Genomic DNA, 23,613 nt, shown 5'->3' on the forward strand with positions numbered 1-23,613 from the left:
GGTGCCGGGGTTGCGATGCGAATGCTGTGTTCGGGGCGTTGATCCGCAATTCGCCCGAAGACGCCGGGATTCAGCCGGTTGTCCGAGTGTGAATTCGACGTAGCAGGGAGCGGGCCGTCGCCGTGACGGTGCCGACGGCGACATTGCCCCAGCTGAAACGGTCCCGCCAGACCGCGATCCGTCCGTCGCGCACCTCGAACGTCCCACAGACCCAGAACGTCGAGCGCAGTGGACCGACCACCAGGGTGTCGATCCGCTCGGTGAGCACCGTTTCGCCGTCGCTCGCGATGTTCTCCATCACCGCATCGAACCGGAGCGCCGGCCGGTTCGCGAAGGCGAGTGCGCGCCGCACCCTGGGTAGCCCGCGCAGCGTCGGCAGGGTCGTGTTCTGCCACACGACGTCCGGCGCGAGGTGCTCGACGGCGCGGTCGACGTCCCTGTCTCCGAGGGCGGCGAAGAAGTCCTCGACCACCCGAACGGCGGCGTCGGCGTTCGATGGAGTGTTCACGGTGTGCTCCTCCTCGGTGGGTGAATGAACGGCGCGCGGTCGATCACTCGGTCAGTTCGGCGACCACGCCCCTCCATACCGACCGCCAGCGGTCGACGTCCTCGCGGGCGTCGAGTTTCTCGTGGGTGACCGCGAGACCCGCCTTCCCTCCCGGCTTGTCCGAGATCGTCACGACCACCCGCGTGCCGTCGGCGAGGCGGCGGCGCCAGTACCGCTCGATGGGTCGCGTCACGGGTTCACTCCTCGGGCGTCGACTCGTCGAGCTTCGTCATGGCGAGCACGTCGAGGCGGCGATCCAGTTCCGCCTCGGTGAGCCCGTCGCCGACCAGCCCCCGGTCGATCACCGTCTGCCGAATCGTCTTCTTCTCCTTCAACGCCTGCTTGGCGACCGCCGCGGCCTCCTCGTAGCCGATCGCCGAATTGAGCGGCGTGACGATCGACGGGGACGACTCGGCCAGCGTGCGCAGACGCTCCTCGTTCGCCACGAGACCCGCGACGCAGCGGTCGGCGAAGAGCCGAGAGACGTTGGCGAGCAGGCGGAACGACTCGAGGAGATTGCGAGCCATCACCGGGATGTAGACGTTGAGTTCGAACGCTCCGGCGGCGCCGCCCCATGCGACGGCGGCGTCGTTGCCGACGACCTGTGCTGCCACCTGCGTGACCGCCTCGGGCAGAACGGGATTGACCTTGCCCGGCATGATCGAGCTGCCCGGCTGGAGGTCCGGCAGCTGGATCTCCCCGAGACCGGTGAGCGGACCGGATCCCATCCAGCGGATGTCGTTGGCGATCTTGGTGAGGGACACCGCGACCGTGCGCAGGGCCCCCGACGCCTCCACCAGACCGTCCCGGGCGGCCTGCGCCTCGAAATGGTTGCGGGCGGGGGTCAGGGCATCGAGGCCGGTGGTGCGCACCAGTTCCGCGACCACACGCGGACCGAAGCCGTCGGGCGCGTTGAGGCCCGTGCCGACCGCGGTGCCGCCGATCGGAAGCTCGCCGAGCCGCGGCAGCGTCGCCAGAACCCGCTCGATGCCGGCCTCGATCTGGTGCGCGTAGCCGCCGAACTCCTGTCCGAGCGTCACCGGGACCGCGTCCATCAGGTGCGTGCGTCCGGACTTGACCACCGTCCGCCACTGGGCGGCCTTGTCGAAGAGGGCAAGTCGCAGATGGTCGAGTGCCGGCACGAGATCCTTCACGGCGGCCTCGGTGGCGGCGACGTGGGTGGCCGTCGGGAAGGTGTCGTTCGACGACTGCGACATGTTGACGTCGTCGTTGGGATGAACGGTCACCCCGGCCTTCGCTGCGAGGCTCGCGATGACCTCGTTGGCGTTCATGTTCGAACTGGTGCCCGAGCCGGTCTGGAAAACGTCGATCGGGAACTGGTCGTCGTGCCGGCCGTCGGCGATCTCGGTCGCGGCGGCGACGATCGCGTCGGCCTTCTCCGGCGCCAGCAAGCCGAGGTCCTTGTTGACCTGCGCGCAGGCCGCCTTCAGCAGGCCCATCGCGCGGATCTGCGCGCGCTCGAGGCCGCGGCCCGAGATAGGGAAGTTCTCGACTGCGCGCTGCGTCTGGGCACGCCATAACGCGTCCACCGGGACGCGCACCTCGCCCATCGTGTCGTGTTCGATGCGGAAGCGTTCGGTGTTGTTCTCGGCCATGCCCCAACCTTGCCACCACGCCGGAATCGGTGCTCGGGTTCGGTCGGCGCTCCCGGGCGGAACCGGCACGGGGGTCCGTATCGGGCGATATTGTCGTGCGCATCCAAGTTTGTCGGACGGTGGGGTGGGGATCTGTGCGCAGGGACAACCTGGACACTCGCACACACGAGTTTCGCGTACTCGGCGCATTCCATGTACTCGGGCGGGACGGGGAAACGCTCGATCCGGGAGGACCACAGCAGTGCGCGGTCCTGGCCGTGCTGGCACTGGAGGCCGGGCGGGTCGTGTCGGCGGATCGCTTGATCGGTCAGTTGTGGGCGGGGGCGGCGCCGCCCAGTGCGAGCGGAACCATTCAGGCGTATGTCTCGAAGCTGAGACGGGTACTCGAACCCGACCGCCCGGCCCGCGCGCCCGCGACGGTGCTGGTGACTCGGAGTCGCGGCTACCTGCTGGCGGTCCGGCCCGACCAGGTGGACGCGCACAGGTTCGAAGCGGGGCTGGACGAAGGTCGGCGCCTCATCGAACTCGGACGTCCGCTGGAGGCGGAGCAAGTGCTCGAGGCGACGCTGAAGGAATGGCGGGGCGATCCGCTGCCGGAGTTCGCCGACGCGCCGTTTGCCGTCGCCGCCGCCGTCAGGCTGCGCGAGGTGCGGGCGATGGTGGCGGAGGAACTTGCCGTAGCTCGACTCGCGGCGGGCCGGCATGCGCGGGCGACCGAAGCGCTCACCGCCTTGGTGGAGGAATTCCCGTTCCGGGAACGGTTGTGGCAGCAGTTGATTCTGGGGCTCTATCGAGCCGGTCGGCAGGCGGACGCGCTGGATGCGTATCGACGCGCGCAGTCGGTGCTGCGGCAAGAACTCGGTCTTGCGCCCACCCGCGAACTTCAGGTACTCGAGGAACGAATCCTCCGACAGGATCCCGCGCTCGACCTGACGCCGGCCGTCGCGCCGGCCGCGACGGTTTCCGTCGGCAACGCCGACGTGCCGCCTCCTCCGCAGCCTGACCGCACGATGGTCGGGCGGGAATCGGAACTCGGGCTCCTCACGAGCCGGATTGCCGGACTGCGGAGCGGGCGCGGGGGCGTCACGGTCGTCGTGGGGGAGGCGGGCGTCGGCAAGACGATGCTGGCCAGGGCGGTCGCGGACGGAGGGGCCGCGGCGGACTTCCGAGTGGCATGGGGCCGGGCGGTCGAGGGTGGATCCACGCCGGCGTTCTGGCCCTGGATACAGGTCTTTCGGGCGCTGGATGCCCCCGGAATCGCGGTCGACGAGTTGTTGTCCGTGTTCACCGGCGAGTCCGCGGCCACTTCGGACGACAAGGATCCGGACACCGCCAGGTACCGGCTCTACGAGCGCGCCGTAGAGGTGCTGCGCGCGGCGACCGCGCGCACGCCGCTCGTCGTGGTCATCGACGACCTGCACGACGCCGATCCGGCGTCGGTCCAGCTTCTCGCGTATCTTGGCGCCCACCAGAACCCACCGCCGGTCCATGTCGTCGCGACGATGCGGCCGTTCGAGCGTGCGGCGAACCCGGTCCTGCTCGATGCGCTGGCACAGCTGGCGAAGGAGCCGACGTTTCACCGGCTCGATCTGCCTGTCTTCACGGTTCGCCAGGTCGGTGAGTACCTGGAGGTGGGGCACCTGCAGGTCAGGCCCGACGTCGTGCATGCGCTGCACGAGCGGACCGGCGGCAATCCGTTCTACATCAAGGAACTGCTGACTCTCATCCGCAGCGAGCAGCCGACGGCCCTGGAGACGCCGCCGTCGGTGTCCGTCTTCGCGGTGCCGGACAGCCTGCGCGACGTGATCGGACGTCGGGTCGCCCGGCTGCCCGAGGAGACCCGGTCCGTTCTCGAGGTCGCCGCGGTCATCGGCCGCGAATTCGACGCGGCCGTTCTGGAATCGGCAGCCGGCATCGACGGCGAGACACTGCTCGAACGGATCGAACCGGCGCTGCTGGAGGGACTGGTCAGCGAGGGTGCGAGTGAATGGGAGCTGCGGTTCACCCACGCCCTCGTTCAGGAAAGCGTGTACGGCAACATCTCCCGAGCATCGCGCGCCCGCACCCATCTGCGAGTCGGGTACGCGCTGCGCGATGTCGGCGATCCGAGCGACTCGGGGCGGTTCGGGCGGATGGCCCATCACTTCGCGAAAGCCTCACGGGTCGGTGGTGCCGATCTGGCGGTCCACTACGCGTCGGCTGCGGCTGAACAGTCGACCTCGGCACTGGCGTTCGACGATGCGGTGGCCTTCCTCGAGTTGGCGCTCACGACACTCCGCGGAACATCGGAACAGGTTATGCGTCAGCGGTATTCGATCCTGCTCGCGCTCGGCAAGGCCAAGCGGGCAATCGGGGACGTCGTGGGTGCCCACGGTGACCTCGATCGCGCGGTGACGCTCGCGGCGCAACTGGGCGACGATCTGGCGGTGATCGACGCGGCGACGGTGTTCGGCGTCGTCACGCTGTGGAACTGGCGGTACTACGGTGTCGTCGACCACGCGATGGTGCGGATTCTCGAAGGCGGTTTGGCGACCGTCGGCGACACCGACCCGGTCCGGAAGGCGTCGTTGCTCGGAACCCTGGGTGTCGAGCTCTACTACGGTGACCGGCGTGGCGAGGGAAGGCAATTCGCGACCGAGGCCGTGGATCTGGCGCGACGGTTCGGAGACCGCGAGCTGCTGGTGCGCACGCTGAACAACCGCGTGATCGCGGCATGGGATCCGGAACATCTCGACGAGCATTGCGAGGCGATCGACGAGATCCTCAGCCTGGGCGCACTTCCCCGGAGCGTCGAGATCACCGCCCGGATGCACCGCGTGATGGCTCGGCTCAACGTCGGTGACGTCGCCGGCTCCGACGCCGACCTGGCCCGGTGTCGCGCCCTCGTCGACGAGGCACGACTGCCCGAGCTGCTCGTCCAGATCACGTGCGCGGAGGCCGGACAGGCGCTGCGCCGGGGACAGTGGGAGCGGGCCGAGGAACTGATCGGTGTCGGCTACGAGCTGCACTCCCGCACCAGCATGTGGGGAGCCGACTGGGTGCGCCTCGTCCTGCAGTACACCAGCGCGCGGTTCCGCGGGCGCGGCGCGGAACTCGTCGACGAACTCGTCCGCGCCACGGACCTGCCCCATTACGAACTCCTCCAACCCACAGCCGTGCTGGCCGCCTACGAGGCCGGCGACGAACCACTCGCGCGTGCTCTGCTGGATCGCTCGACCACCGACGTGCGTCCGAGTTGGGTCTCCGAATGGCTGCTCTTCCAGTGGGGACTGGTGGCGGCAGCGCTCGGCGCCCCGGACCCGCAACGGATCTACGACCAGCTCGCCCCGTCCGCGTCGCACCTCGTCGTGCCGGGCACCCCCCTCGCGACGTGGGGGTCGTGTCACTACGCGCTGGCGGCTCTCGCGCACCGTCTGGGCCGCCCGGAGACCGCGCTGGCCCACGCAGAGTCGGCGTTGGCCACTCATCTGGGTCTCGGGATCGACCACCTCGTCGACGCGAGCCGGACGCAGATCGGGATCCTTCGGGCGTCCGAGGTCCGCACCTAGCCGGCGTGAAGAGTTCACCAAGTGCGCTTGGACAGGCTCGTGAGCAGATCCCGCGATCGGCGTGGGATCCCGTCACGAGGAGAGACCATGGACCTGTCGACGCCGTCGACGAGGGCGCTCACACCGACCGACATCGACAACCTGAAGGGGTCGGTCCTGGGACCGGTGTTCCTGCCCGGCGAGCCCGGTTACGCCACGGAGGTGTTCGCCTGGAATGTCTCGGTGACCCCGGCACCGGGGGTGGTCGTGGGCGCCACCTGCGCCGCGGATGTGGCAGCGGTGGTCCGCTGGGCGGGTCAGCGGGGGCTGGCGGTCGGCGTGCAGGCGACCGGCCACGGCGTCCTGCCGACCACGGACGACACGGTCCTGATCTCCACCAAGCGGATGGGTGAGCTCACGGTCGACCCCTCGTCCGCGACGGCGCGCGTCGGAGCCGGCGTCAAATGGCGGCAGGTGATCGACGCCGCGGCGCCGCACGGACTCGGCGTGGTGTGCGGTTCGTCGACCGACGTGGGGGTCGTCGGGTTCACCGTCGGCGGCGGTGTCGGCCCGCTGTCGCGGACTTACGGATTCGGCGCGGACAACGTCGAGCGAATCGAGGTGGTCACCGCGGACGGCGTCGTCCGATCGGTCGACGCAGAGCACGACCCCGAACTGTTCTGGGCGTTGCGCGGCGGCAAGGGCAACTTCGGGATCGTGACGTCGATCGAGATCGGCCTCATCGCCCTCCCGACACTGTTCGGCGGCGGGATCTTCTTCGCGGCGGAGCACACCGCCGATGTTCTGGACTCGTACCGGAGGTGGGCTCGCGCCCTGCCCGAGGAGATGACGACGTCGGTCGCCCTGCTGCGGCTGCCCCCGGATCCTGCACTGCCCGAGCCGCTGCGTGGACGGTTCGTCGTCCATCTGCGCGTCGCCTACGTCGGGCCCACCGATGTCGGGGTTCGGCTGCTCGCGCCGATGCGGTCCGTCGCGCCGGCGATCCTCGACACGGTGGGAGAGATGCCGTTCAGCGCCGTCGACGCGATCCACCAGGATCCGGTCGACCCGATGCCCTCGTGTGAGCGGGGAGTACTGCTCCGCGAGCTGACCGCCGAGACGATCGAGGCGCTGCTCGACGTCGCGGGACCGCAGTGCGATGTTCCGCTCGCCGTGGTCGAACTTCGTCAGCTGGGTGGGGCACTGGACCGCATGCCCGAGGTTCCCAATGCCGTAAGCGGTCGGGGCGCCGCGTTCTCGTTGTTCGTCATCGCACCACTCCCGCCCGAACTGGCCGACGTGGCACCGGGACTCGTCGATGCAGTCGTCGCCTCGGTCGCATCGTCGACGGCGGATGGGGCGTTCGTGAACTTTCTCGGCCGCGCATCTTCACCGACCGATGTGCTCGGCGCCTGGGCGCCCGACGATCGCGAGCGGTTGCTGCGTATCAAGCACGTGCACGATCCGACGAACATGTTCCGGGCGGGATATGCGCTCAGCGCGGCCCGGTGTACCGCACCGGTCACGGTCTGACTTGCTCCGGAAACGGCTGAAGGGACCCTTCGTTGAACTGGTCCCCGATTGTTGGACTGGCTAAGTGGGAGCCTAAGCCGCGAGGGCCTGGGTCCGGTATTGCACCGGGCTCAGGCCCTCGAGTTTTGTGGAGATCCGTTCGGTGTTGTACCAGTCGATGTAGTCGTCGATCGCGGTGGTCAGCGCCTCGGTGTCGGGGTATCGGGTGTGGTCGAAGAGCTCGGCTTTGAGGTGGCCGAAGAAGTTCTCCATCACGGCGTTGTCGTAGCAGTTGGCCTTGCGCGACATCGATTGGGTCGCAGCGGCTTCAGCGAGCAGCCGTCGCCAGGACGAGTGCTGGTACTGGAATCCCTGATCCGAGTGCACGAGCGGGGCCTGCCCGTCGTCGAGGGTCGCGAGCGCGGCTTGCAGCGAACTGTTGGTCAGTTGCAGCGTCGGTGACGGGCCGATCGAGTGGGCGACGATCTGCCGGTCGAACAGGTCCATGACCGGTGACAGATACAGCTTGTCGTCGCCGATGCGGAACTCGGTCACGTCGGTGACCCACTTGCGGTTCGGGGCGTCGGCGGTGAAGTCGCGGTCGAGCAGGTTCGCCGCGATCGTGCCGACCTGGCCCTGATAGGCGACGTACTTGCGCTTGCGTCGGACCCGGCAGGCCAGCCCGAGCGTGCGCATCAGCGTCAGCACCGTCTTCTTCGCCACCCGCCAGCCGGCACGGGTCAGTGCGTGGTGGATGCGACGGTGCCCGTAGCGGCCGCGGCTGCGCACGAACGCCTCGGTGATCGCGGCCTTCAACTCGGCGTTCGGGTCCGGTGCCCGCAGACGCGCCTGGTGATAGAAGAACGTCGACCGGGCCACCCCGGTGGCCTCGAGCAGCACATCGATGCGGTGTTCGGCCTTGAGGGAGACGACGGCAGCGACCTTCACCGTCGTTGTTGCGCCCTCAAGGCCCGTAATTTTCCCAGGTAGGCGACCTGCGCCCGCAGCACCTCGTTCTCGCGGCGCAGCTGCTCGAGCTCACTGACCTCGTCCGGCCCGGGATCGGCGGGTTTCGGGGGACGCCCGGCCCGCTTCGGGCGCAGCCCGTCCTCGCCCTCGTTGCGGTACTTGCGCACCCACGTCTCGATCAGTTTCGGCGAGGACAGGTCGAACTCGCGGGCGAGGTCGACCTTCGCCTCGCCGGCGATAGCGCGGCGCACTACGTCGAGTTTCAACTCGAACGAGAACGACCGTCTGTCCCGAGGTTTGGCCACCAGAACTCCTCTTCCGCGAACCCGCCACCGGTCATACAACCGTCTGACGGCTGGCCGACCCACGCCCAACCTCGTCGCGACCGTGCGGTCACCCACACCGACCTCGAACAACGCTACAGCCACCACCCGCTGATCCTCGGACAGTGAACTTCGTGCACGCATAAAACTGCTCCCCGGACATCGGAACCGAATTTCTCAGTCCAACTTCCGGGGAGCAGTTCACGTGCGCTCACAGCGCACGAAGGGTCCCTTCAGCGGGATACCCGAGGGCGATCAGGGCAGCGGCGGCTGCGCGCCCTCGACGCCGTCGAAGTTGATCGAGGAGAACTCGTGCAGCTTCTCGAGGCGGTGGTACGCCTCGATCATGCGGACGGTGCCGGACTTGCTGCGCATCACGATCGACTGCGTCGTCGCGCCGCCGCCGTAGTAGCGCACACCCTTGAGCAGGTCGCCGTCGGTGACACCCGTCGCGCAGAAGAAGATGTTCTCGCCAGTGACCAGCTCCTCGGTCCGCAGGACGCGGTCGAGGTCGTGGCCGGCGTCGAGTGCCTTCTGGCGCTCCTCGTCGTCTTTGGGGGCCAGCTTGCCCTGCAGCGCGCCACCCATGCAGCGGAGCGCGGCGGCGGCGATGATGCCCTCCGGGGTGCCGCCGATGCCGAGCAGCATGTCCACGCCGGACTCGGGGCGGGCCGTCGCGATCGCGCCGGCCACGTCGCCGTCGGAGATCAGGCGGATGCGCGCACCGGTCTCACGGATCTCGCGGATGATGTCGGCGTGACGCGGCCGGTCCAGGATGGTGACGGTGGTGTCGGAGACCGCGCGGTTCTTCGCCTTCGCGACGCGACGGATGTTTTCCGCGACACCGGCCGACAGATCGATGACGTCGGCGGCCTCCGGGCCGACGGCGATCTTGTCCATGTAGAACACCGCGGACGGGTCGAACATCGCACCGCGCTCGGCGACCGCGAGCACCGCGATCGAGCCGGGAGCGCCCTTGCTCATCAGCGTCGTGCCGTCGATCGGGTCGACCGCGACGTCGCACAGCGGGCCGTCGCCGTTGCCGACTTCCTCGCCGTTGTAGAGCATCGGGGCTTCGTCCTTCTCGCCCTCGCCGATGACGACGACGCCCTGCATCGAGACCGAGCTCACCATGTGGCGCATGGCGTCGACGGCGGCGCCGTCGCCGCCCTCCTTGTCGCCCCGCCCGACCCAGCGGCCGGCCGCCATGGCGGCGGCTTCGGTGACTCGCACCAACTCGAGAGCGAGGTTGCGGTCCGGGGCCTCGCGGCGACTCGATGGGGTGCTGGCCGTCATGGGCAGTGCCTCCTGCTGCAGTCAAGGTCGGCGCGTATGTCGGCCGACACTTCGGGGCGGTCGACCGCGGTGCGGTCGGGCCGTCGATTCGGTGGACGAATCTCGCAGTGATTCTCTCAGAACCCCCACGATGAGTGGGGGGCTGGTCCACACTCCCGGCGGAACAGGAATACTGGACGTCGTGCCCGAGAAGAAGCCCCGCATCCTGCAGAACGGCCAAGACATGGCGTGGTCGCTGATCCCGCTGGTTGTGGCTTGTCTGATCATCGCGGGCATCGCGACCCAGTGTTCGTTCAGTCCGGGCGGTCCGAAGCAGGGACCGATCCCCAGCTTCGACGCCGAAGCGGCGTTCAAGTACGACTCACGCGAGCTGGGCTTCCCGATCCGCCAGCCGGAGATCCCCGAGGGGTGGACGCCGAACTCAGGCTCGCGAAGCATCGTCACCGGCGACGGCGGCGGCGACTCGAGCAACATCGGGTTCATCACCGAGGCCGGCCGGTACATCCAGCTCACGCAGAGCAACGCCTCCGAGGAGGCGCTGGTCCCGTTCATCGCAGGTGAGCCCCGGTACGCAACCGGCACCGAGCAGATCGGTGATCACACGTGGGATGTGTTCGGTGGCGACGGCGTCGAGGCCATCTGGGTCAGTGATTTCGGTGACACCCGCATCTTGATCACCGGGCCCGCGCCGGCGCCCGACTTCACCACACTGGCGACCGCGGTCGGGGCGGTCGAGCCGCTGCAGCGGTAGCCGGGGCTACTCGCCGGCGTCGTCGTCGGCGTGGGCGAGTGCCTGCTCGACCCGCTGCCGGGCGCCCGCGAGGTGCTGCTCGCAGCGCTTCGCGAGAGCCTCGCCCCGCTCCCACAGCGCGAGCGATTCGTCCAGGTCCAGGCCGCCCAGCTCGAGGGTCTTCACGACGACGACCAGTTCGTCCCGGGCCGCCTCGTACCCGAGTTCGGCCACATCTTCGTTGCTCATGACTCTCTTCCCATCACGGCGGCGCGCACCGCGCCGTCGGCCAATCTGACTCGGATCTGCGTTCCCGGCGGCGCGTCCTCCACCGACCGCAGCACCTCGGGCTCGGTGTCGCCGTGCACCCTCTGCACCACCGCGTAGCCGCGGGCGAGGGTGGCCGCGGGACCGAGAGTGGTCAGCCGCGCCTGCAGGTGCGCGACGGTCGTCGACTCGGCATCGATCGCCCGGGTGACGTCCCGGCGCGCCGCGTCCCGGAGTCGCTCCACCTCCTCGGCACGGCGGTCGATCCCGGACAGGGGATCGGCGAGCGACGGACGGCTGCGGAGCTGCGCGACGAGACGCGCCTCGCGCTGCACCCAATTCCGCAGGGCCGCCGCGCTGCGTGCGCGGAGATCTGCGACCAGCGCCTGCTCGGCGACGGCGTCGGGCACGACCCGCTTGGCGGCGTCGGTCGGGGTCGCGGCCCGCAGATCGGCGACGTGGTCGCTCAGCGGGCTGTCGGGCTCGTGACCGATCGCACTGACCACGGGCGTCGTGCACGCGACGATCGCGCGGCACAGCGCCTCGTCCGAGAACGGCAGCAGATCTTCGACGCTGCCGCCGCCACGGGCCAGGATGATGACGTCGACGCGCGGGTCGCGGTCCAGTTCCTCGAGCGCCTCGATGATCTGGGGCACCGCGGTCGGTCCCTGCACGGCGGTGTTGCGGACCTCGAATCGCACGGCCGGCCAGCGGCGCTGCGCGACGCTGAGCACGTCGTGTTCGGCGGCGCTGGCCCGACCGGTGACGAGGCCGATCGTGCCCGGCAGGAACGGCAGCGGACGCTTGAGCCGCGGATCGAACAGGCCCTCGGCGGCCAGCAGCGCCCGCAGCCGCTCGATGCGGGCCAGCAGCTCACCGATGCCGACGGCCCGGATCTCCGTCACCCGCAGCGACACCGTGCCGCGACCGGTGTAGAAGGACAGCTTGCCGAACATCACCACGCGGCTGCCCTCGGTGAGCGGCACCGGGGCGTCGCGCAGCAGTTGCGGCGAGCACGTCACGGACAGCGACATGTCGACCGACGGGTCGCGCAGCACGAGGAACGCCGTCCGGGTGCCCGGACGCGCGTTGATCTGGGTGATCTGGCCCTCCACCCACACACTGCCGAGGCGGTCGATCCACTGGGCGACCTTGGTGGAGACCGTTCGGACCGGCCAGGGCTGCTCGGCCGTGCTCGGAGACGGGCCGGCGGACGCGGGGCGAGCGGACGTCACTTGGCTTTGGCGGAGGTGATGCGGTTGGTGAGCATGGTCTGGAACGGCGCCCGGGCAGCGGTGCGCTCCTCGTACTCGAGCAGCGCCGTGAGGTCCTCCACCGACAGCGACCGCAGCCGCGACCGCAACTGGGCGAGCGTGAGCGCCGCGTAGTCGAGTTCCTCGGCGATCTCCGGGACCGGGACGTCGTGGGCGGTCGGCGCGGCGTCGGCGGGCTTCTCCGTCGGGGCCGCCGTGTCGCTGTCCTCGGCAGGGGTCATCGAGTACAGCGCGAACCGGCCCGGCGTACTCGGACGGTCGGCATCCTCGGGGGCCTCGACGTCCACCTCGCCGGCCGTGTCGACGTCGGTGCGGTCCTCGTCGAACACCGCCCACGACGGCTCTTCCTCGGTGCGGTCGAAGAGGCAGAACGCCCGGTCGCCCTTGATCGCGAGCGAGGTCATGGACTGCTGGACCCGCATCGTCGTCTGCAGCACCTGACTGACCGCCGTCATCGGCAGCGTCATGGCGGTGGACGGCAGCTTGAGCGCCTCTTCGTACGCCGTGATGGCCATGCCGGCGGCGACGCGCGCCATGAACGGGGGACGGATCATGCTCACAGCCTGCCTCACGACGGCGGTATTTGGTAGCCGACGGCACCGATGATCCGGGCCCGGCATCCCGCGTCGTCGTGTGCAGGAGAGGAGACCTGCGGCGTGCACCGTACGCTGGAGTCATGTCTTCGGCAGTTCCTCTCAATCTGGGTATCGCCCGATCCGCCGGTGCCGACGCCACCGATCAGGGCAAGCGGGTTCTCCTGGCCGAGCCTCGCGGCTACTGCGCGGGCGTCGACCGTGCCGTCGAGACCGTCGAGAAGGCCCTCGAGAAGCACGGCGCGCCGATCTACGTGCGCAAGGAGATCGTCCACAACCGTCACGTCGTCGACACGCTCGCCGAGCGCGGCGTCGTCTTCGTCGACGAGACCGACGAGGTGCCCGAGGGATCGGTGCTGGTGTTCTCCGCGCACGGTGTCGCGCCCGCGGTCCACAGCGCGGCCGCCGAGCGGAGCCTGCACACGATCGACGCGACGTGCCCGCTGGTGACGAAGGTGCACCAGGAGGCCAAGCGGTTCGCGCGCGACGACTACGACATCCTGCTGATCGGGCACGAGGGGCACGAGGAGGTCGAGGGCACGGCCGGTGAGGCTCCCGATCACGTGCAACTCGTCGACGGCCCCGACGCCGTCGAGAAGGTCACGGTGCGCGACGGCGCCAAGGTCGTCTGGCTGTCGCAGACGACGCTGTCCGTCGACGAGACGATGGAGACGGTGCAGCGGCTGCGGCAGAAGTTCCCGCAGCTCGAGGACCCGCCCAGCGACGACATCTGCTACGCCACGCAGAACCGTCAGGTGGCGGTGAAGGCGATGGCGCCGGAATGCGACCTGGTGATCGTGGTCGGCTCGCGGAACTCGTCCAACTCGGTGCGACTGGTCGAGGTGGCGCTGGGTGCCGGCGCGCGGGCCGCGCACCTGGTCGACTACGCCCGCGAGGTCGACCTCGCGTGGCTCGACGGCGTGCGGACCGTCGGCATCACGTCCGGCGCGTCGGTTCCCGAGGTGCTGGTCCGCGGGGTCATCGACCTGCTGGCCGAGCACGGCTTCGCGGACGTGCAGTCGGTGACCACCGCCAACGAGACGCTCGTCTTCGCGCTGCCGCGGGAACTGCGCGCCGCGCGCAACTGACGACGACCGACACAGGGAACGTCCCGGGACGAATGTTCGTCCCGGGACGTTCCCGTCTGTTGTCCGTCTACCCGTCGATCGGGGGTTCGCGCCGCTCCCGGTAGCGCACCCGCGGTGCCGGTCGTGGCGGGATGTCCATCGCCGGGCGCGAGCGGACCGGGATCGGATCGCGCTGGATCGGTTCGCGGTCGCGGGCGATCGGCTCGCCGTACGCGGTCTCGCGGCGCGTCTCGCGTCGTATCGGCTCGCGGTAGCCGCCGCTGTCGCGCCCACCGTAGCCGGAGGCGTGTGCCGTGACGGGCTCGTGGGTGGGGCGGGGCGGACGTGGTTCGTTCACCGGAGCGCGGCGCGGTCGGGGGCGTCGCTCCATCGGCGTCTCGTAGTCGTCGCGCCGTGTCTGCTCGTCGCGGCGTGCGTGGTCGTCGCGGCGCGATGCGGCGCGCGACGAGCGGGAGGAGGCTTCGCGACGACCGGCCGACGAGTCGGCGCGGGCGGATCGGGTCGGGGCGCGTCGGGCCTTGGATCGGGCCGGGGCACCCTTGCCCTGCTGGACGAGGAATACCCGCGCGCCGGCGATCAGCGCCACCACGACGGTGGCCGCCAGCATCAACGGAAACCGGTTGACCAGCGGATACGCGACGTTGAGTGCCAGGTCCTTGAGGCTTCCGCTGCCGTCGGTGAGGATCTGCTGACCGATGGGAACGGCGACGAACAGCAGCAGCGGAGGCTGGACGACGGCCGTGAACAGGCCCCGGTAGCGAACCGCGAGAACCGCCAGGACGCATCCGAGGAAGTACAGCATCGAGAAGGTCGACGTCAGTTCGCTGCCCGACATTGCGTCGAGAGCGAAGCCGATGAAGGTCAACCCAGCGGCGACGGCGACAGCCCCCCAGGCAGGAACGCCGGGAACGGTGGGGAGGGCCGATCGTTGGTCGAGCGGCACCCCGGAACGAGCACGTTGGGTTGCGGACACACTTCGACAGTAGTCGCTGACGGTCGGCTTGCTTTGTTGGCGGGACCGTCCGAGACCGAGAATTCGCTGAGATTCCACCGCTCGACCGGGCCCGATGGCCGCGTCCGACCGGCATGTCCGAATCGATGGCCTGTCGGTCGGGTGCTCTACCGTCGTTCGCCATGAGGATCCTGCACACATCCGACTGGCACGTCGGGCGCACCTTCCACGGCGTCGACCTGCTCGCCGACCAGTCGCGGGTGCTCGAGGCGATCGCGGATCTGGTCGTTACCCACGGCGTCGACGTCGTGGTGGTGCCGGGGGACGTGTACGACCGCTCCATTCCGAGCGCCGACGCGGTCGCCGTGTGCAACAGGGGTTTCGAGGCGATCCGCGCGGCCGGTGCTGTGATTGTCGCCACGTCGGGCAACCACGACTCGCCGGTGCGACTGGGCGCCGGCGCGGCGTTTTCAGCGGCGGGCGGTCTGCACCTGCTCACCCGGGTCGGGGCGCTGGACACCCCGGTGCTGCTCGACGACGAGCACGGTCCGGTCGCGTTCTACGGCATCCCGTATCTCGAGCCCGAGATCACCCGTGCCGAGTTGGGGGCGCCCCAGGCGCGGTCGCACGCCGACATCCTCGACGTCGCGATGGCGCGGATCCGTGCCGACCTGGACGTCCGGCGGACCGCGGCGCCCGCGCTGCGCTCGGTCCTGCTGGCGCACGCCTTCGTCGTCGGCGGGGAGGCGACCGGGTCGGAGCGGTCGATCTCCGTCGGCGGCGTCGAGACTGTCTCGGCCTCGGCGTTCGACGGCGTCGACTACGTCGCGCTCGGGCATCTGCACTCGCCGCAGACCCTGGCCGAGAACGTCCGGTACAGCGGTTCACCGTTGCCGTATTCGTTCGGTGAGCGCTCGCACGGCAAGGCGGTGTGGCTGGTCGACGTCGATGCAACCGGTCTCGCCGGTGTCGAGCGGATCGACCTGCCGGTGGTGCGCGGGCTCAGCCAGCTCACCGGCACCCTCGGCGAGTTGCTGCACGACGCGGCGTTCGCGTCGGCGGAGGACCACTACGTGTCCGCAGTCCTCACCGACCCGCTGCGCCCGGTCGACGCCATGCGGGCACTGCAGGCCCGCTTCCCGTTCGCGGTGCACATGGAATGGCAGCGCCCCGAAGGTAATCCGGAGCTGCGGTACCGCGAGCGGGTGCGGGGACGCTCGGATCTCGAAGTGGCGCAGGGCTTCCTGTCGGATGTGCGCAGCGAGGCGACTGTGGGGGAGATCGGACTGCTCGAGGATGCGCTGCGCAGCGCGTCGGCGGCCGAGGCCGTGTCGGTCGCCGGCGACGCACCGGTGGGCGTGCTGGAGGTGTCGGCGTGAGGCTGCACAACCTCGCCGTCACCGCGTTCGGCCCGTTCGCCGACACTGTGGAGGTCGACTTCGACGAGCTCGGAGCGGACGGGCTGTTCCTGCTGCACGGACAGACCGGTGCGGGCAAGACGACGATCCTCGACGCCGTCGCGTTCGCGCTGTACGGCACGGTGCCGGGCGCCCGCAAGGAGGGCAAGCGACTGCTCTCCGACCACGCCGCAGCCGGATCGGTGCCGACGGTGACGCTCGAGGCGACCATCGGGGGGCGGCCCCTGCGGATCACCCGCAGTCCCGAGTACGAACGTCCCAAGAAGCGGGGCGCGGGGACGCTCACCGAGAACGCCAAGGCGACGCTCGAGTGGCTCGACGGCAAGAGCGAGAACCTCTCCCGCATCCCGGACATCGCGCGGGAGGTCGAGCGTCTCCTCGGCATGACCGCCGACCAGTTCTTCCAGGTGGTGTTGCTGCCGCAGGGCGAGTTCGCCAAATTCCTGCGGGCGGACAACGAGGAACGCGGCAAACTGCTCGAGAAGCTCTTCGACACCACGCGGTTCAAGTCCGTCGAGGATTGGTTCGTGGACCGGAAGAGGGCCAGCACCGCCCGCGTCGAGGACCACCGCAAGCAGGTGGACCTGCTGGTGGCCCGGGTCTCGACGGCCGCGGGCATCGAACTCGGGGCCGACGGCGACCCGCTCACCTGGTCGCGGCGGTTGCTGGACCAGTCCGTCGAGACGGCGGACCTCACATCGGTCGAGCTGACCCGGGCGCGTGCCGCGGAGGAGAGGGCGCGCGCCGCGGCGGTCGAGGCCCGGCGGGTACGGGACCTGCAGGCCCGGCGCGACCGTGCCCGGGCGGCGCTGGCGGAACTGGAAGCCGGGGCGGCCGAGCGCGATGCGCTTGCCGCCGAAGCGGATCGCGCTGCGCGGGCCGCTGTCGTTGCGGCCGCGGCCGCCGAAGCGGACGCCGCGGCACGGGAATCGGAGTCCGCGGCATCGCGCGCCCGCACGGTCGCCGATCGTCTCGCGGCGTCCGAGGACGGCGCGGGCTTGGTCGCGACGCTGTCCTGGCCGCAGACGGAAGCGGACCGTGACGCGATCCGTGCGCGGGCGCGGGAGTGGGCCGCGGAGGTGGTCCGGCTGGACGGACTACTCGGCGAGGCCCGCGCCGCGGAGCAGCTCGAGCGGGACCTCGCCGAGATGCGTCGGGGCAGTGCCGATCTGGTCCGGCGGGCGGAGAAGCTGGCGACCGACCGCGCCGAGTGGCCGGAGGCGCTGCGCGCGGCGGAGGAGGCGCTGCGTACCGCCGAGCAGGCGCAGGCGTCGCTGCCGGCGCTCGAGGACACGGCCGCCCGCGCCGCCGATGCGTCCACCGCGGCCGACGAACTGGTGTCGGCCAGAACGGCTCTGGAGGAGCGTCGGCTGGCGGTTGCCGGTGCCCGCGACGCGCACCAGAACGCGCGTGACCGACTTCTCGATCTGCGTGAGCAGCGAATCGCGGGCATGGCGGCCGAGCTGGCCTCCCAGCTGGTCGTGGGAGAGAAGTGCGTCGTTTGTGGCGCGGTCGATCACCCCGAGCCGGCGCGGCCGGGCGACGCGACGGTCACCAAGGAGGACGAGGAGGCGGCCCGGCTCGCCGAGCAGCGGGCCGCCCGGGTCCTGGAAACGGAGACCGACCGGCAGTCACAGCTCGAGCGGACGGTCGATCTGCTGGCCCAGCGCGGCGGCGACGGCGACCGCGACGAGCTGCGGCAATTGCGCGAGATGGCCGCGGAGGCGGTCGACCGTGCACGATCGATCGCCGCGGGCCTCGCCCGGGCGTCCGCATCGGTCAGTGAACTCCGTTTGCGCGGTGCGCAGTTGGACGATCAGGCCCGCGCGGTCGCCACCGAGCGGGCCGCGCTCGACACGCGCATCGAGGCTGCGGAGGAGCAGGTGGCGTCGCTGCGTACCCGGCTGTCCGAGGCCGCCGGTGGTGACGGCAGTGTGCAGGCCCGCCGCGACCGGTTCGACGATCTCGCCACCCGGGCTGCACAGCTGCTCGACGCCCGGGACCGGGCTGCGACGCTCGACGAGGCCGCACGCGAACTCGACGCCCGCGCGCGAACCGCGGTGTCGGACGCCGGGTTCGAGTCGCTCGCCGAGGCGTCGGCGGCGGTCCGCCCGGCCGCCCGCGTGGAACAGATCGAGGCGGTCCTCGCGGCGGCCCGCGATCGCCTCGCCGCCGCCCGTGCGGTGCTGTCGGAGCCCGACATCGTGGCGGTCGCCGACCGCGAACCCGCCGTCCCCGACGCGCTCGCGCGGGACGCCGCGGCGGCCGTCGAGACCGCCGCGGCCGCCGCGGCGGAGGCGGAGACGAGGCGTGGGAACCTCGAGCGACTCGTCGCGCACCTGGAGGAGACCATGACGGCGCTCGGGCCGGTGCTCGCGGCGCACGACGAACTCGCCGGACTGGCCGACGTCGTGGCCGGGCGTGGTCAGAACGCGCGCAAGATGTCGTTGCGGTCGTACGTGCTCGCGTCGCGGCTCGAGGAGGTCGCGGTGTCGGCGTCGGTGCGGCTGCGGCGCATGTCCGCCGGTCGGTACGAGTTCGTCCACTCGGACGAGGCGGGCTCGCGCGGGCGTCGCGGCGGACTCGGGCTCGACATCCGCGACGACTACACCGGCGTGGTCCGCTCCGCGAAGACGCTGTCGGGCGGCGAGTCCTTCCTGGCGTCGCTGTCGCTCGCGCTCGGTCTCGCCGACGTGGTGGCCGCGGAGTCGGGTGGCGTGGTGCTCGACACGATGTTCATCGACGAGGGTTTCGGCACGCTCGACGCCGACACCCTGGACCTGGTGATGGGCGTCCTGGACGAACTGCGGGCGGGCGGTCGGGTGGTCGGGATCGTCAGTCACGTCGACGAGATGCGGCAGCGGATCCCGAGCCGGCTGCACGTGGTGCGCGGCCGGACCGGGTCCACGCTGGAGATGATCGCCGGCTAGTGCCGGGTGGGGCCCGACGAGTTGGTGCCGGGCTCCGGGATCGGGCCCGGCGCGGTGTCCGCGATCGGGCTCGGCACCGCGGTCTCCGGCTCGCCGTCGCGCTCCGTGACCGTTCCGTCCGCGGTCGCGTCGGCGGCGTCGAGCAGCGCGTCCTCCTCGAGGCGGTGGTCGATCTGCTCACCCAGGTAGCGGATCACCACGGCGGCGACCGCGGCGGCCGGGACGGCGAGGAAGGCGCCGACGATGCCGAACAGCGAGCTGCCGGCGGCGACGGCGAGGAGCACCACGACGGCGTGCAGCTTCATGCTCTTGCTCTGCAGCACCGGCTGCAGGACGTTTCCTTCGATCTGCTGCACCGCGATGATGATCGCCAGCACGATGAGCGCGGTCGTCACACCGTTGGCGACGAGCGCCACCAGAACGGCGAGGGCGCCGGCGACGAACGCGCCGACGATCGGGATGAAGCCGCCGATGAAGGTGAAGATCGCCAGCACGGGTGCGAGCGGGACGCCGAGGATCAGCAGGCCCGCGCCGATGAACACGGCGTCGATGAGGCTGACGAGCGCCTGGGTGCGGATGAAGCCGCCGAGGGTGTCCCACATCCGGCCCAGCACCTCTTCGAGGTGGCGTCCGGCGCGGCCGCCGCCGACGCTGTGCATCCACGGGATGAACCGGGGGCCGTCCTTGACGAAGAAGAACGCCAGCACCAGGACGAGGCCGAGCGTGACGAGCATCGACCCGGCGGTGGTGACGCCGCTGAAGACGCCCGACGCGATCGCCGTGCCGCTCTCCTGGAGCTTGGTCGTGAGCGCGTGGATCGCCGTGTCGATCTGGTCGTCCTGCAGGTTGACCGGAGGGCCCTTGAGCCAGTTCTGCACCTGCTGGATGCCCTGGGTCGCCTTGTTCGCCAACTCCGGCGTCTGGTCGACGACCGACGGCACGATCAGCGCCACCACGCCGCCGAGCAGCCCGAAGAAGACCAGCAGCGTGATCGACGCCGCGCCGGCCGGGGGGATGCCGCGCCGGGTGAGCGCGCGGGTGGGCGGCCACAGCACGGTCGAGACGATGATCGCGAGGAGCACGGGCAGCGCGATCACCCACAGCTTCTCGAAGATCCAGCCCACCACGATCGCGCCGAGCGCGATCGCGGCTATGCACAGCGACCATTTGGCGAGCCACATCCCGCCGGCCCCGATCACCTCACCGCGGTCGCGCATGCGGGGGCGCGGGGAGGGCTGGACGATCTTCTTGACGCTCACAGCGCGGGGGTTCCTTCCGGCGGTCGGGTGACAGTCTCCGTCGAATCTACGCATTTCTCCCCGGATCGGCGCGATCAATCGATCAGGTCACGGCGTGGTAAAATCCGACATTCGCTTTCGCGGACGAACGTAGGATCCGGCTCATGAGGAGCATCATCGGGAAAGCAACCGCCACGATTGTCACCGCTTCTGCCCTCGTATTCGGGCTCTCGGCATGCACCAACGACGGTGGTACATCCGAGGAAACCAAGGAGAAGATCAGCTCGGCCGTCACGTCCACACCGGAGACCGGTCCCGGGGAGGCCCTGCGTACGAGCATCAAGGAGACGGCGTCCGGCGTGGTGTCCGGGATCGGCGGGGCATGGGATCAGGCCAAGCTGACCGCGTTCACCGCCACCTTCCGGACCGCGTACCCGAACCTGTCGAGCGATCGCGACGACGAGTCGATCGAGTCGATCGTGAAGGAGACGTGCACCGCCATCGACGCCGGGGCCAGCGACCAGGAACTGGTCGCGAAGGTGACGCAGGTCGCAACCAACGACGGCACCGTGCCGACCGAGGACCAGGCCAACCGGATCCTGCAGTTGGTCAGGCCGGCGTGCCCGTAGGAGTCCGGGGCCGGAACGAGTAGGGGTCGGCGGCGAGCCAGTCGCGCCGCCATGCCGCCGGGGCGTGGTCGAGCAGTTCACCCGGTTCGAGCCACTCGTACAGTTCGGCGTAGTTGCGGGTCGTGACGCCGTCGATGCGTCGGTTCAGCATGGACGGGTGCAGCTCGTCGAAGCCGTCGAGTCCCATCGAGGCGATCATCTGCTTCGCGCTCGCGACGGTCGCCTTCTGGAATCGGTACACGCGCGCGGTCTTGTCGGGCACGTCGAGTGCGCGGGTGCGGGCGGGGTCCTGGGTCGCGACACCCACGGGGCACCGGTTGGTGTGGCACTTCTGGGCCTGGATGCAGCCGACGGCGAACATCATGGCCCGCGCCGCGAGGGTGAAGTCGGCGCCCTGGATGATGCGTTTGACGATGTCGGCGCCGCTCGCGATCTTGCCGGACGCACCGATCTTGACGCGGTCGCGCAGGCCCGTGCCGACGAGCGCGTTGTGCACCGTCATCAGTCCCTCGGTGAGCGGCATGCCCATGTGGTCCTCGAACTCCACCGGGCCGGCGCCGGTGCCGCCCTCGGCGCCGTCGACGATGATGAAGTCCGGGGTGACGTTCCGGTCGAGCATGGCCTTGCAGATGGCCAGGAACTCGACGCGCGAGCCGACGCACAGCTTGAACCCGACCGGCTTGCCGCCGGAGAGGGTGCGCAGTTCCACGATGAAGTCGATCAGTTCGTCGGGGGTGCCGAACGCCCGGTGTGCCGGCGGTGACGTCACCGTCTCGCCGATCGGGACGCCGCGCGCCTCGGCGATCTCCGCGGTGACCTTGGCGCCGGGCAGCACACCGCCCATGCCGGGCTTGGCGCCCTGGGACAGCTTGATCGAGATGGCCTTGATCTGGTCGTCGGCCGCCTTCGTGGCGAACAGGTCGGGGTCGAATTCGCCGGCGGGCGTCCGGCATCCGAAGTAGCCGGACGCGATCTCCCAGATGAGGTCGCCGCCGTGCTTGCGGTGGTAGCGGCTGATGGCGCCCTCGCCGGTGTCGTGCGCGAATCCGCCGCGTGCGGCGCCGGCGTTGAGCGCCTCGATCGCGTTCGCGGACAGCGCCCCGAAGCTCATCGCGGAGACGTTGAGCAGCGCGATGTCGTACGGCCGGGTGCAGTCCGGGCCACCGAGACGCACCGTCGGGGTTGCCGCGGACGCGGTGCGCGCCCGCAGCGAGTGCGTCATGAACTCGTAGCCGACGGCGTGGACGTCGCGTTCGGTGCCGAACGGCTCCTCGTCGAGCGTCCCTTTCGCTCTCTCGTACACCAGGTCTCGCGTTTCGCGGTCGAAGGGCGTTCCGTCGGTGGGGGATTCGATGAAGTACTGCTGGATCTCGGGGCGGATGCCCTCGAGCAGGAAGCGGGCGTGGCCGAGGACCGGGTAGTTGCGCAGGATGTTGTGCCGGCGCTGCGTCAGGTCCCAGGTGCCGAGTGCGGCCAAGGCGACGAGGGGCACGGCGGCGACGAGCCACCACGGGGACACCGTCGCGGCCGCGACTCCCGCGGCCAGCGCGAGCACCCAGAAGCAGACGACGATCGAGATGCGAGCCATGCGGCGATGGTAAGGGGCGGCGCCGGGCCGTACCCTGTCGGCGATGTGAGTCGGTGTGTCCACCGGCGCCGGTCGAAGCGAAGGGGTGCCCACGAACATGAACTCGGATCCGATCACCGAGTTGGAGGCCGAACTGGTCGACATGTGGCGACGCGGGCGGATCCAGTCGCGTGAGCGTGCCCGGGCGATCAACCCGAAACTCGATCCGGCGTGTTATCCGCTCCTCGTCATCCTGGCCCGCGAGGAGGCGGTTCCGATGTCGGCCCTGGTGGCCGAGTTGGGGGTGGAGAAGTCGACGCTCACCCGGCAGATCGACGCGGTGGTCCGGCTCGGACTCGTCGAGCGTCGCCCCGACCCGCTGGATGCCCGGGCCCGCCAGGTCGCGCTCACCGAGCCGGGGCGCGCCCAGCTCACCGAGCTGCGCGAGTCGGCGATCTCGCAGTGGCGCGAGCGGCTGTCGCGCTGGGATCCCGCCGACGTCCGGCAGTTGACGATTCTGCTGCGTCGGCTCGCGGAGAGCGCGTGCTGAACCGAGGCTGAACCGCGGGCACCCCGACCCCGATAGTTGCGCATTGCAACTATCAGGTCTATAGTTGTACTACTCAACTATCGGGAGGCTTCATGGGTGCGAAGGACACCGCGGAGGTGCTCATCGACCACCTGCGCGACATCGTCCGGAGCAGTCGCGAAGTGTCGGCGGCGCTCGTGCGTGAGCCCGACGGCGAATTGCTCACCGTGCCGTTGGGGGCGCTGCTGTCGCACGTCGCCGCCGGTCAGGGCGACGCTGCAACGCCCTGGCGGATCGGATGCACATCACCCCCTCGACGTTGAGTCGGCACATCGCCCATGCGGAGGAACTCGGCTATCTCGAGCGAGTTCCCGATCCAGTCGATCGCCGGGCCGCGCTGCCCGTGTTGACCGACGAGGGGGCCGCGGTTCTGCGTCGCCATCGTGCGCGGCAGAGGGAATGGTTGCTGGAATCGATCGCGGACTGGACGGACGAGGAGGTGCAACAGCTCGTGAACGGGTTGGCGCGCCTGAGTTCGTCGATGCGGGACGCGGTCTCGGCGAACTGACGCCGAAATCCCAATTCACTTTTTACGCAACTGTTTTCGG

General features: G+C 70.0%; 22 protein-coding genes and 1 pseudogene. 10 read left to right on the plus strand and 13 right to left on the minus strand.

Annotated elements, in window-relative coordinates; translation table 11 throughout:
* Nucleotides 1–70: 70 nt before the first annotated feature.
* Genes ABTV10_RS06955 through ABTV10_RS06965 form a run of 3 tightly spaced genes read right to left on the minus strand, consistent with a single transcriptional unit; the run spans nucleotide 71 to nucleotide 2,163 of the window.
* On the minus strand, nucleotides 71–508 hold the full coding sequence (locus ABTV10_RS06955; RefSeq protein ID WP_499033482.1) for a limonene-1,2-epoxide hydrolase family protein: 438 nt from the start codon (nucleotides 506–508) through the stop codon (nucleotides 71–73).
* 43 nt (nucleotides 509–551) lie between these two features.
* Entirely contained in the window at nucleotides 552–740 is a 189-nt protein-coding gene (locus ABTV10_RS06960) for a hypothetical protein (protein WP_499033484.1), read from the minus strand.
* A 4-nt stretch (nucleotides 741–744) separates the two neighbouring features.
* Entirely contained in the window at nucleotides 745–2,163 is a 1,419-nt protein-coding gene (locus ABTV10_RS06965; protein ID WP_499033485.1) for a class II fumarate hydratase, read from the minus strand.
* 134 nt (nucleotides 2,164–2,297) lie between these two features.
* On the opposite strand from ABTV10_RS06965, the gene ABTV10_RS06970 reads away from it, so the two are divergent.
* Nucleotides 2,298–5,711: an ATP-binding protein gene (locus ABTV10_RS06970; protein ID WP_499033486.1), complete on the plus strand. Its 3,414-nt coding sequence runs from the start codon at nucleotides 2,298–2,300 to the stop codon at nucleotides 5,709–5,711.
* 87 nt (nucleotides 5,712–5,798) lie between these two features.
* Nucleotides 5,799–7,223 carry an FAD-binding oxidoreductase gene (locus ABTV10_RS06975; protein WP_499033489.1) on the plus strand — a complete coding sequence of 475 codons (1,425 nt, stop codon included), beginning with the start codon at nucleotides 5,799–5,801 and terminating at the stop codon, nucleotides 7,221–7,223.
* A gap of 72 nt (nucleotides 7,224–7,295) precedes the next feature.
* Here the strand turns inward: ABTV10_RS06975 and ABTV10_RS06980 are convergent, their stop codons facing one another.
* The 4 genes and pseudogenes from ABTV10_RS06980 to glpX form a co-directional block, all read right to left on the minus strand.
* Complete coding sequence (locus ABTV10_RS06980; RefSeq protein ID WP_499028888.1) at nucleotides 7,296–8,150, minus strand: IS3 family transposase; 855 nt, start codon at nucleotides 8,148–8,150, stop codon at nucleotides 7,296–7,298.
* On the minus strand, nucleotides 8,147–8,476 hold the full coding sequence (locus tag ABTV10_RS06985; protein ID WP_499035126.1) for a transposase: 330 nt from the start codon (nucleotides 8,474–8,476) through the stop codon (nucleotides 8,147–8,149). The genes ABTV10_RS06980 and ABTV10_RS06985 overlap by 4 nt, the downstream gene beginning before the upstream one ends.
* A 33-nt stretch (nucleotides 8,477–8,509) precedes the next feature.
* Nucleotides 8,510–8,638: pseudogene (locus tag ABTV10_RS06990) on the minus strand (hypothetical protein); the annotation flags it as partial.
* A gap of 111 nt (nucleotides 8,639–8,749) precedes the next feature.
* A complete protein-coding gene (glpX, locus tag ABTV10_RS06995; protein WP_433611037.1) occupies nucleotides 8,750–9,790 on the minus strand; it encodes a class II fructose-bisphosphatase in 1,041 nt (346 codons plus the stop codon).
* Nucleotides 9,791–9,971: 181 nt separating this feature from the next.
* Between glpX and ABTV10_RS07000 the strand changes: the two genes are divergently transcribed.
* On the plus strand, nucleotides 9,972–10,541 hold the full coding sequence (locus ABTV10_RS07000; RefSeq protein WP_499033492.1) for a DUF4245 domain-containing protein: 570 nt from the start codon (nucleotides 9,972–9,974) through the stop codon (nucleotides 10,539–10,541).
* Between the two features lie 6 nt (nucleotides 10,542–10,547).
* On the opposite strand, the gene ABTV10_RS07005 is transcribed toward ABTV10_RS07000, so the two are convergent.
* Genes ABTV10_RS07005 through ABTV10_RS07015 form a run of 3 tightly spaced genes read right to left on the minus strand, consistent with a single transcriptional unit; the run spans nucleotide 10,548 to nucleotide 12,615 of the window.
* Complete coding sequence (locus ABTV10_RS07005; RefSeq protein WP_433611040.1) at nucleotides 10,548–10,769, minus strand: exodeoxyribonuclease VII small subunit; 222 nt, start codon at nucleotides 10,767–10,769, stop codon at nucleotides 10,548–10,550.
* Entirely contained in the window at nucleotides 10,766–12,022 is a 1,257-nt protein-coding gene (gene xseA, locus ABTV10_RS07010) for an exodeoxyribonuclease VII large subunit (protein ID WP_499033494.1), read from the minus strand. The genes ABTV10_RS07005 and xseA overlap by 4 nt, the downstream gene beginning before the upstream one ends.
* Nucleotides 12,019–12,615, minus strand: coding sequence for a lipid droplet-associated protein (locus tag ABTV10_RS07015; RefSeq protein ID WP_499033497.1), 597 nt, complete (start codon nucleotides 12,613–12,615; stop codon nucleotides 12,019–12,021). The genes xseA and ABTV10_RS07015 overlap by 4 nt, the downstream gene beginning before the upstream one ends.
* 122 nt (nucleotides 12,616–12,737) lie before the next feature.
* Between ABTV10_RS07015 and ABTV10_RS07020 the strand changes: the two genes are divergently transcribed.
* Nucleotides 12,738–13,742: a 4-hydroxy-3-methylbut-2-enyl diphosphate reductase gene (locus ABTV10_RS07020; RefSeq protein WP_499033499.1), complete on the plus strand. Its 1,005-nt coding sequence runs from the start codon at nucleotides 12,738–12,740 to the stop codon at nucleotides 13,740–13,742.
* 67 nt (nucleotides 13,743–13,809) lie between these two features.
* Here ABTV10_RS07020 and ABTV10_RS07025 read toward each other — a convergent pair whose 3' ends face one another.
* Nucleotides 13,810–14,715: a DUF6542 domain-containing protein gene (locus tag ABTV10_RS07025; protein ID WP_499033501.1), complete on the minus strand. Its 906-nt coding sequence runs from the start codon at nucleotides 14,713–14,715 to the stop codon at nucleotides 13,810–13,812.
* Nucleotides 14,716–14,876: 161 nt separating this feature from the next.
* Here ABTV10_RS07025 and ABTV10_RS07030 point away from each other — a divergent pair, with 161 nt between their 5' ends.
* Both ABTV10_RS07030 and ABTV10_RS07035 read left to right on the plus strand, forming a co-directional pair.
* Entirely contained in the window at nucleotides 14,877–16,073 is a 1,197-nt protein-coding gene (locus ABTV10_RS07030; RefSeq protein ID WP_499033503.1) for a metallophosphoesterase family protein, read from the plus strand.
* Nucleotides 16,070–19,042 carry an AAA family ATPase gene (locus tag ABTV10_RS07035; RefSeq protein WP_499033505.1) on the plus strand — a complete coding sequence of 991 codons (2,973 nt, stop codon included), beginning with the start codon at nucleotides 16,070–16,072 and terminating at the stop codon, nucleotides 19,040–19,042. Before ABTV10_RS07030 ends, ABTV10_RS07035 begins: the two co-directional genes overlap by 4 nt.
* Here ABTV10_RS07035 and ABTV10_RS07040 read toward each other — a convergent pair.
* Entirely contained in the window at nucleotides 19,039–20,301 is a 1,263-nt protein-coding gene (locus ABTV10_RS07040) for an AI-2E family transporter (protein ID WP_499033506.1), read from the minus strand. The two genes, ABTV10_RS07035 and ABTV10_RS07040, sit on opposite strands and share 4 nt — an antisense overlap.
* 143 nt (nucleotides 20,302–20,444) lie before the next feature.
* Between ABTV10_RS07040 and ABTV10_RS07045 the strand changes: the two genes are divergently transcribed.
* Nucleotides 20,445–20,909: a hypothetical protein gene (locus ABTV10_RS07045; RefSeq protein WP_433611054.1), complete on the plus strand. Its 465-nt coding sequence runs from the start codon at nucleotides 20,445–20,447 to the stop codon at nucleotides 20,907–20,909.
* Here ABTV10_RS07045 and ABTV10_RS07050 read toward each other — a convergent pair.
* Nucleotides 20,890–22,497 carry an FMN-binding glutamate synthase family protein gene (locus ABTV10_RS07050; RefSeq protein ID WP_499033508.1) on the minus strand — a complete coding sequence of 536 codons (1,608 nt, stop codon included), beginning with the start codon at nucleotides 22,495–22,497 and terminating at the stop codon, nucleotides 20,890–20,892. The two genes, ABTV10_RS07045 and ABTV10_RS07050, sit on opposite strands and share 20 nt — an antisense overlap.
* A 97-nt stretch (nucleotides 22,498–22,594) precedes the next feature.
* Between ABTV10_RS07050 and ABTV10_RS07055 the strand changes: the two genes are divergently transcribed.
* The 3 genes from ABTV10_RS07055 to ABTV10_RS07065 all read left to right on the plus strand — a co-directional run bounded on the left by ABTV10_RS07055 (nucleotide 22,595) and on the right by ABTV10_RS07065 (nucleotide 23,573).
* Complete coding sequence (locus ABTV10_RS07055; protein ID WP_499033509.1) at nucleotides 22,595–23,026, plus strand: MarR family winged helix-turn-helix transcriptional regulator; 432 nt, start codon at nucleotides 22,595–22,597, stop codon at nucleotides 23,024–23,026.
* Nucleotides 23,027–23,118: 92 nt separating this feature from the next.
* Nucleotides 23,119–23,328, plus strand: coding sequence for a hypothetical protein (locus ABTV10_RS07060; RefSeq protein ID WP_499033511.1), 210 nt, complete (start codon nucleotides 23,119–23,121; stop codon nucleotides 23,326–23,328).
* Nucleotides 23,304–23,573, plus strand: coding sequence for a MarR family winged helix-turn-helix transcriptional regulator (locus ABTV10_RS07065; RefSeq protein WP_499033512.1), 270 nt, complete (start codon nucleotides 23,304–23,306; stop codon nucleotides 23,571–23,573). The genes ABTV10_RS07060 and ABTV10_RS07065 overlap by 25 nt, the downstream gene beginning before the upstream one ends.
* The last annotated feature ends 40 nt before the right edge of the window (nucleotides 23,574–23,613 follow it).

The organism is Paraburkholderia sp. RHO2, from assembly GCF_050955445.1.
Classification (GTDB): domain Bacteria; phylum Actinomycetota; class Actinomycetes; order Mycobacteriales; family Mycobacteriaceae; genus Prescottella; species Prescottella agglutinans_A.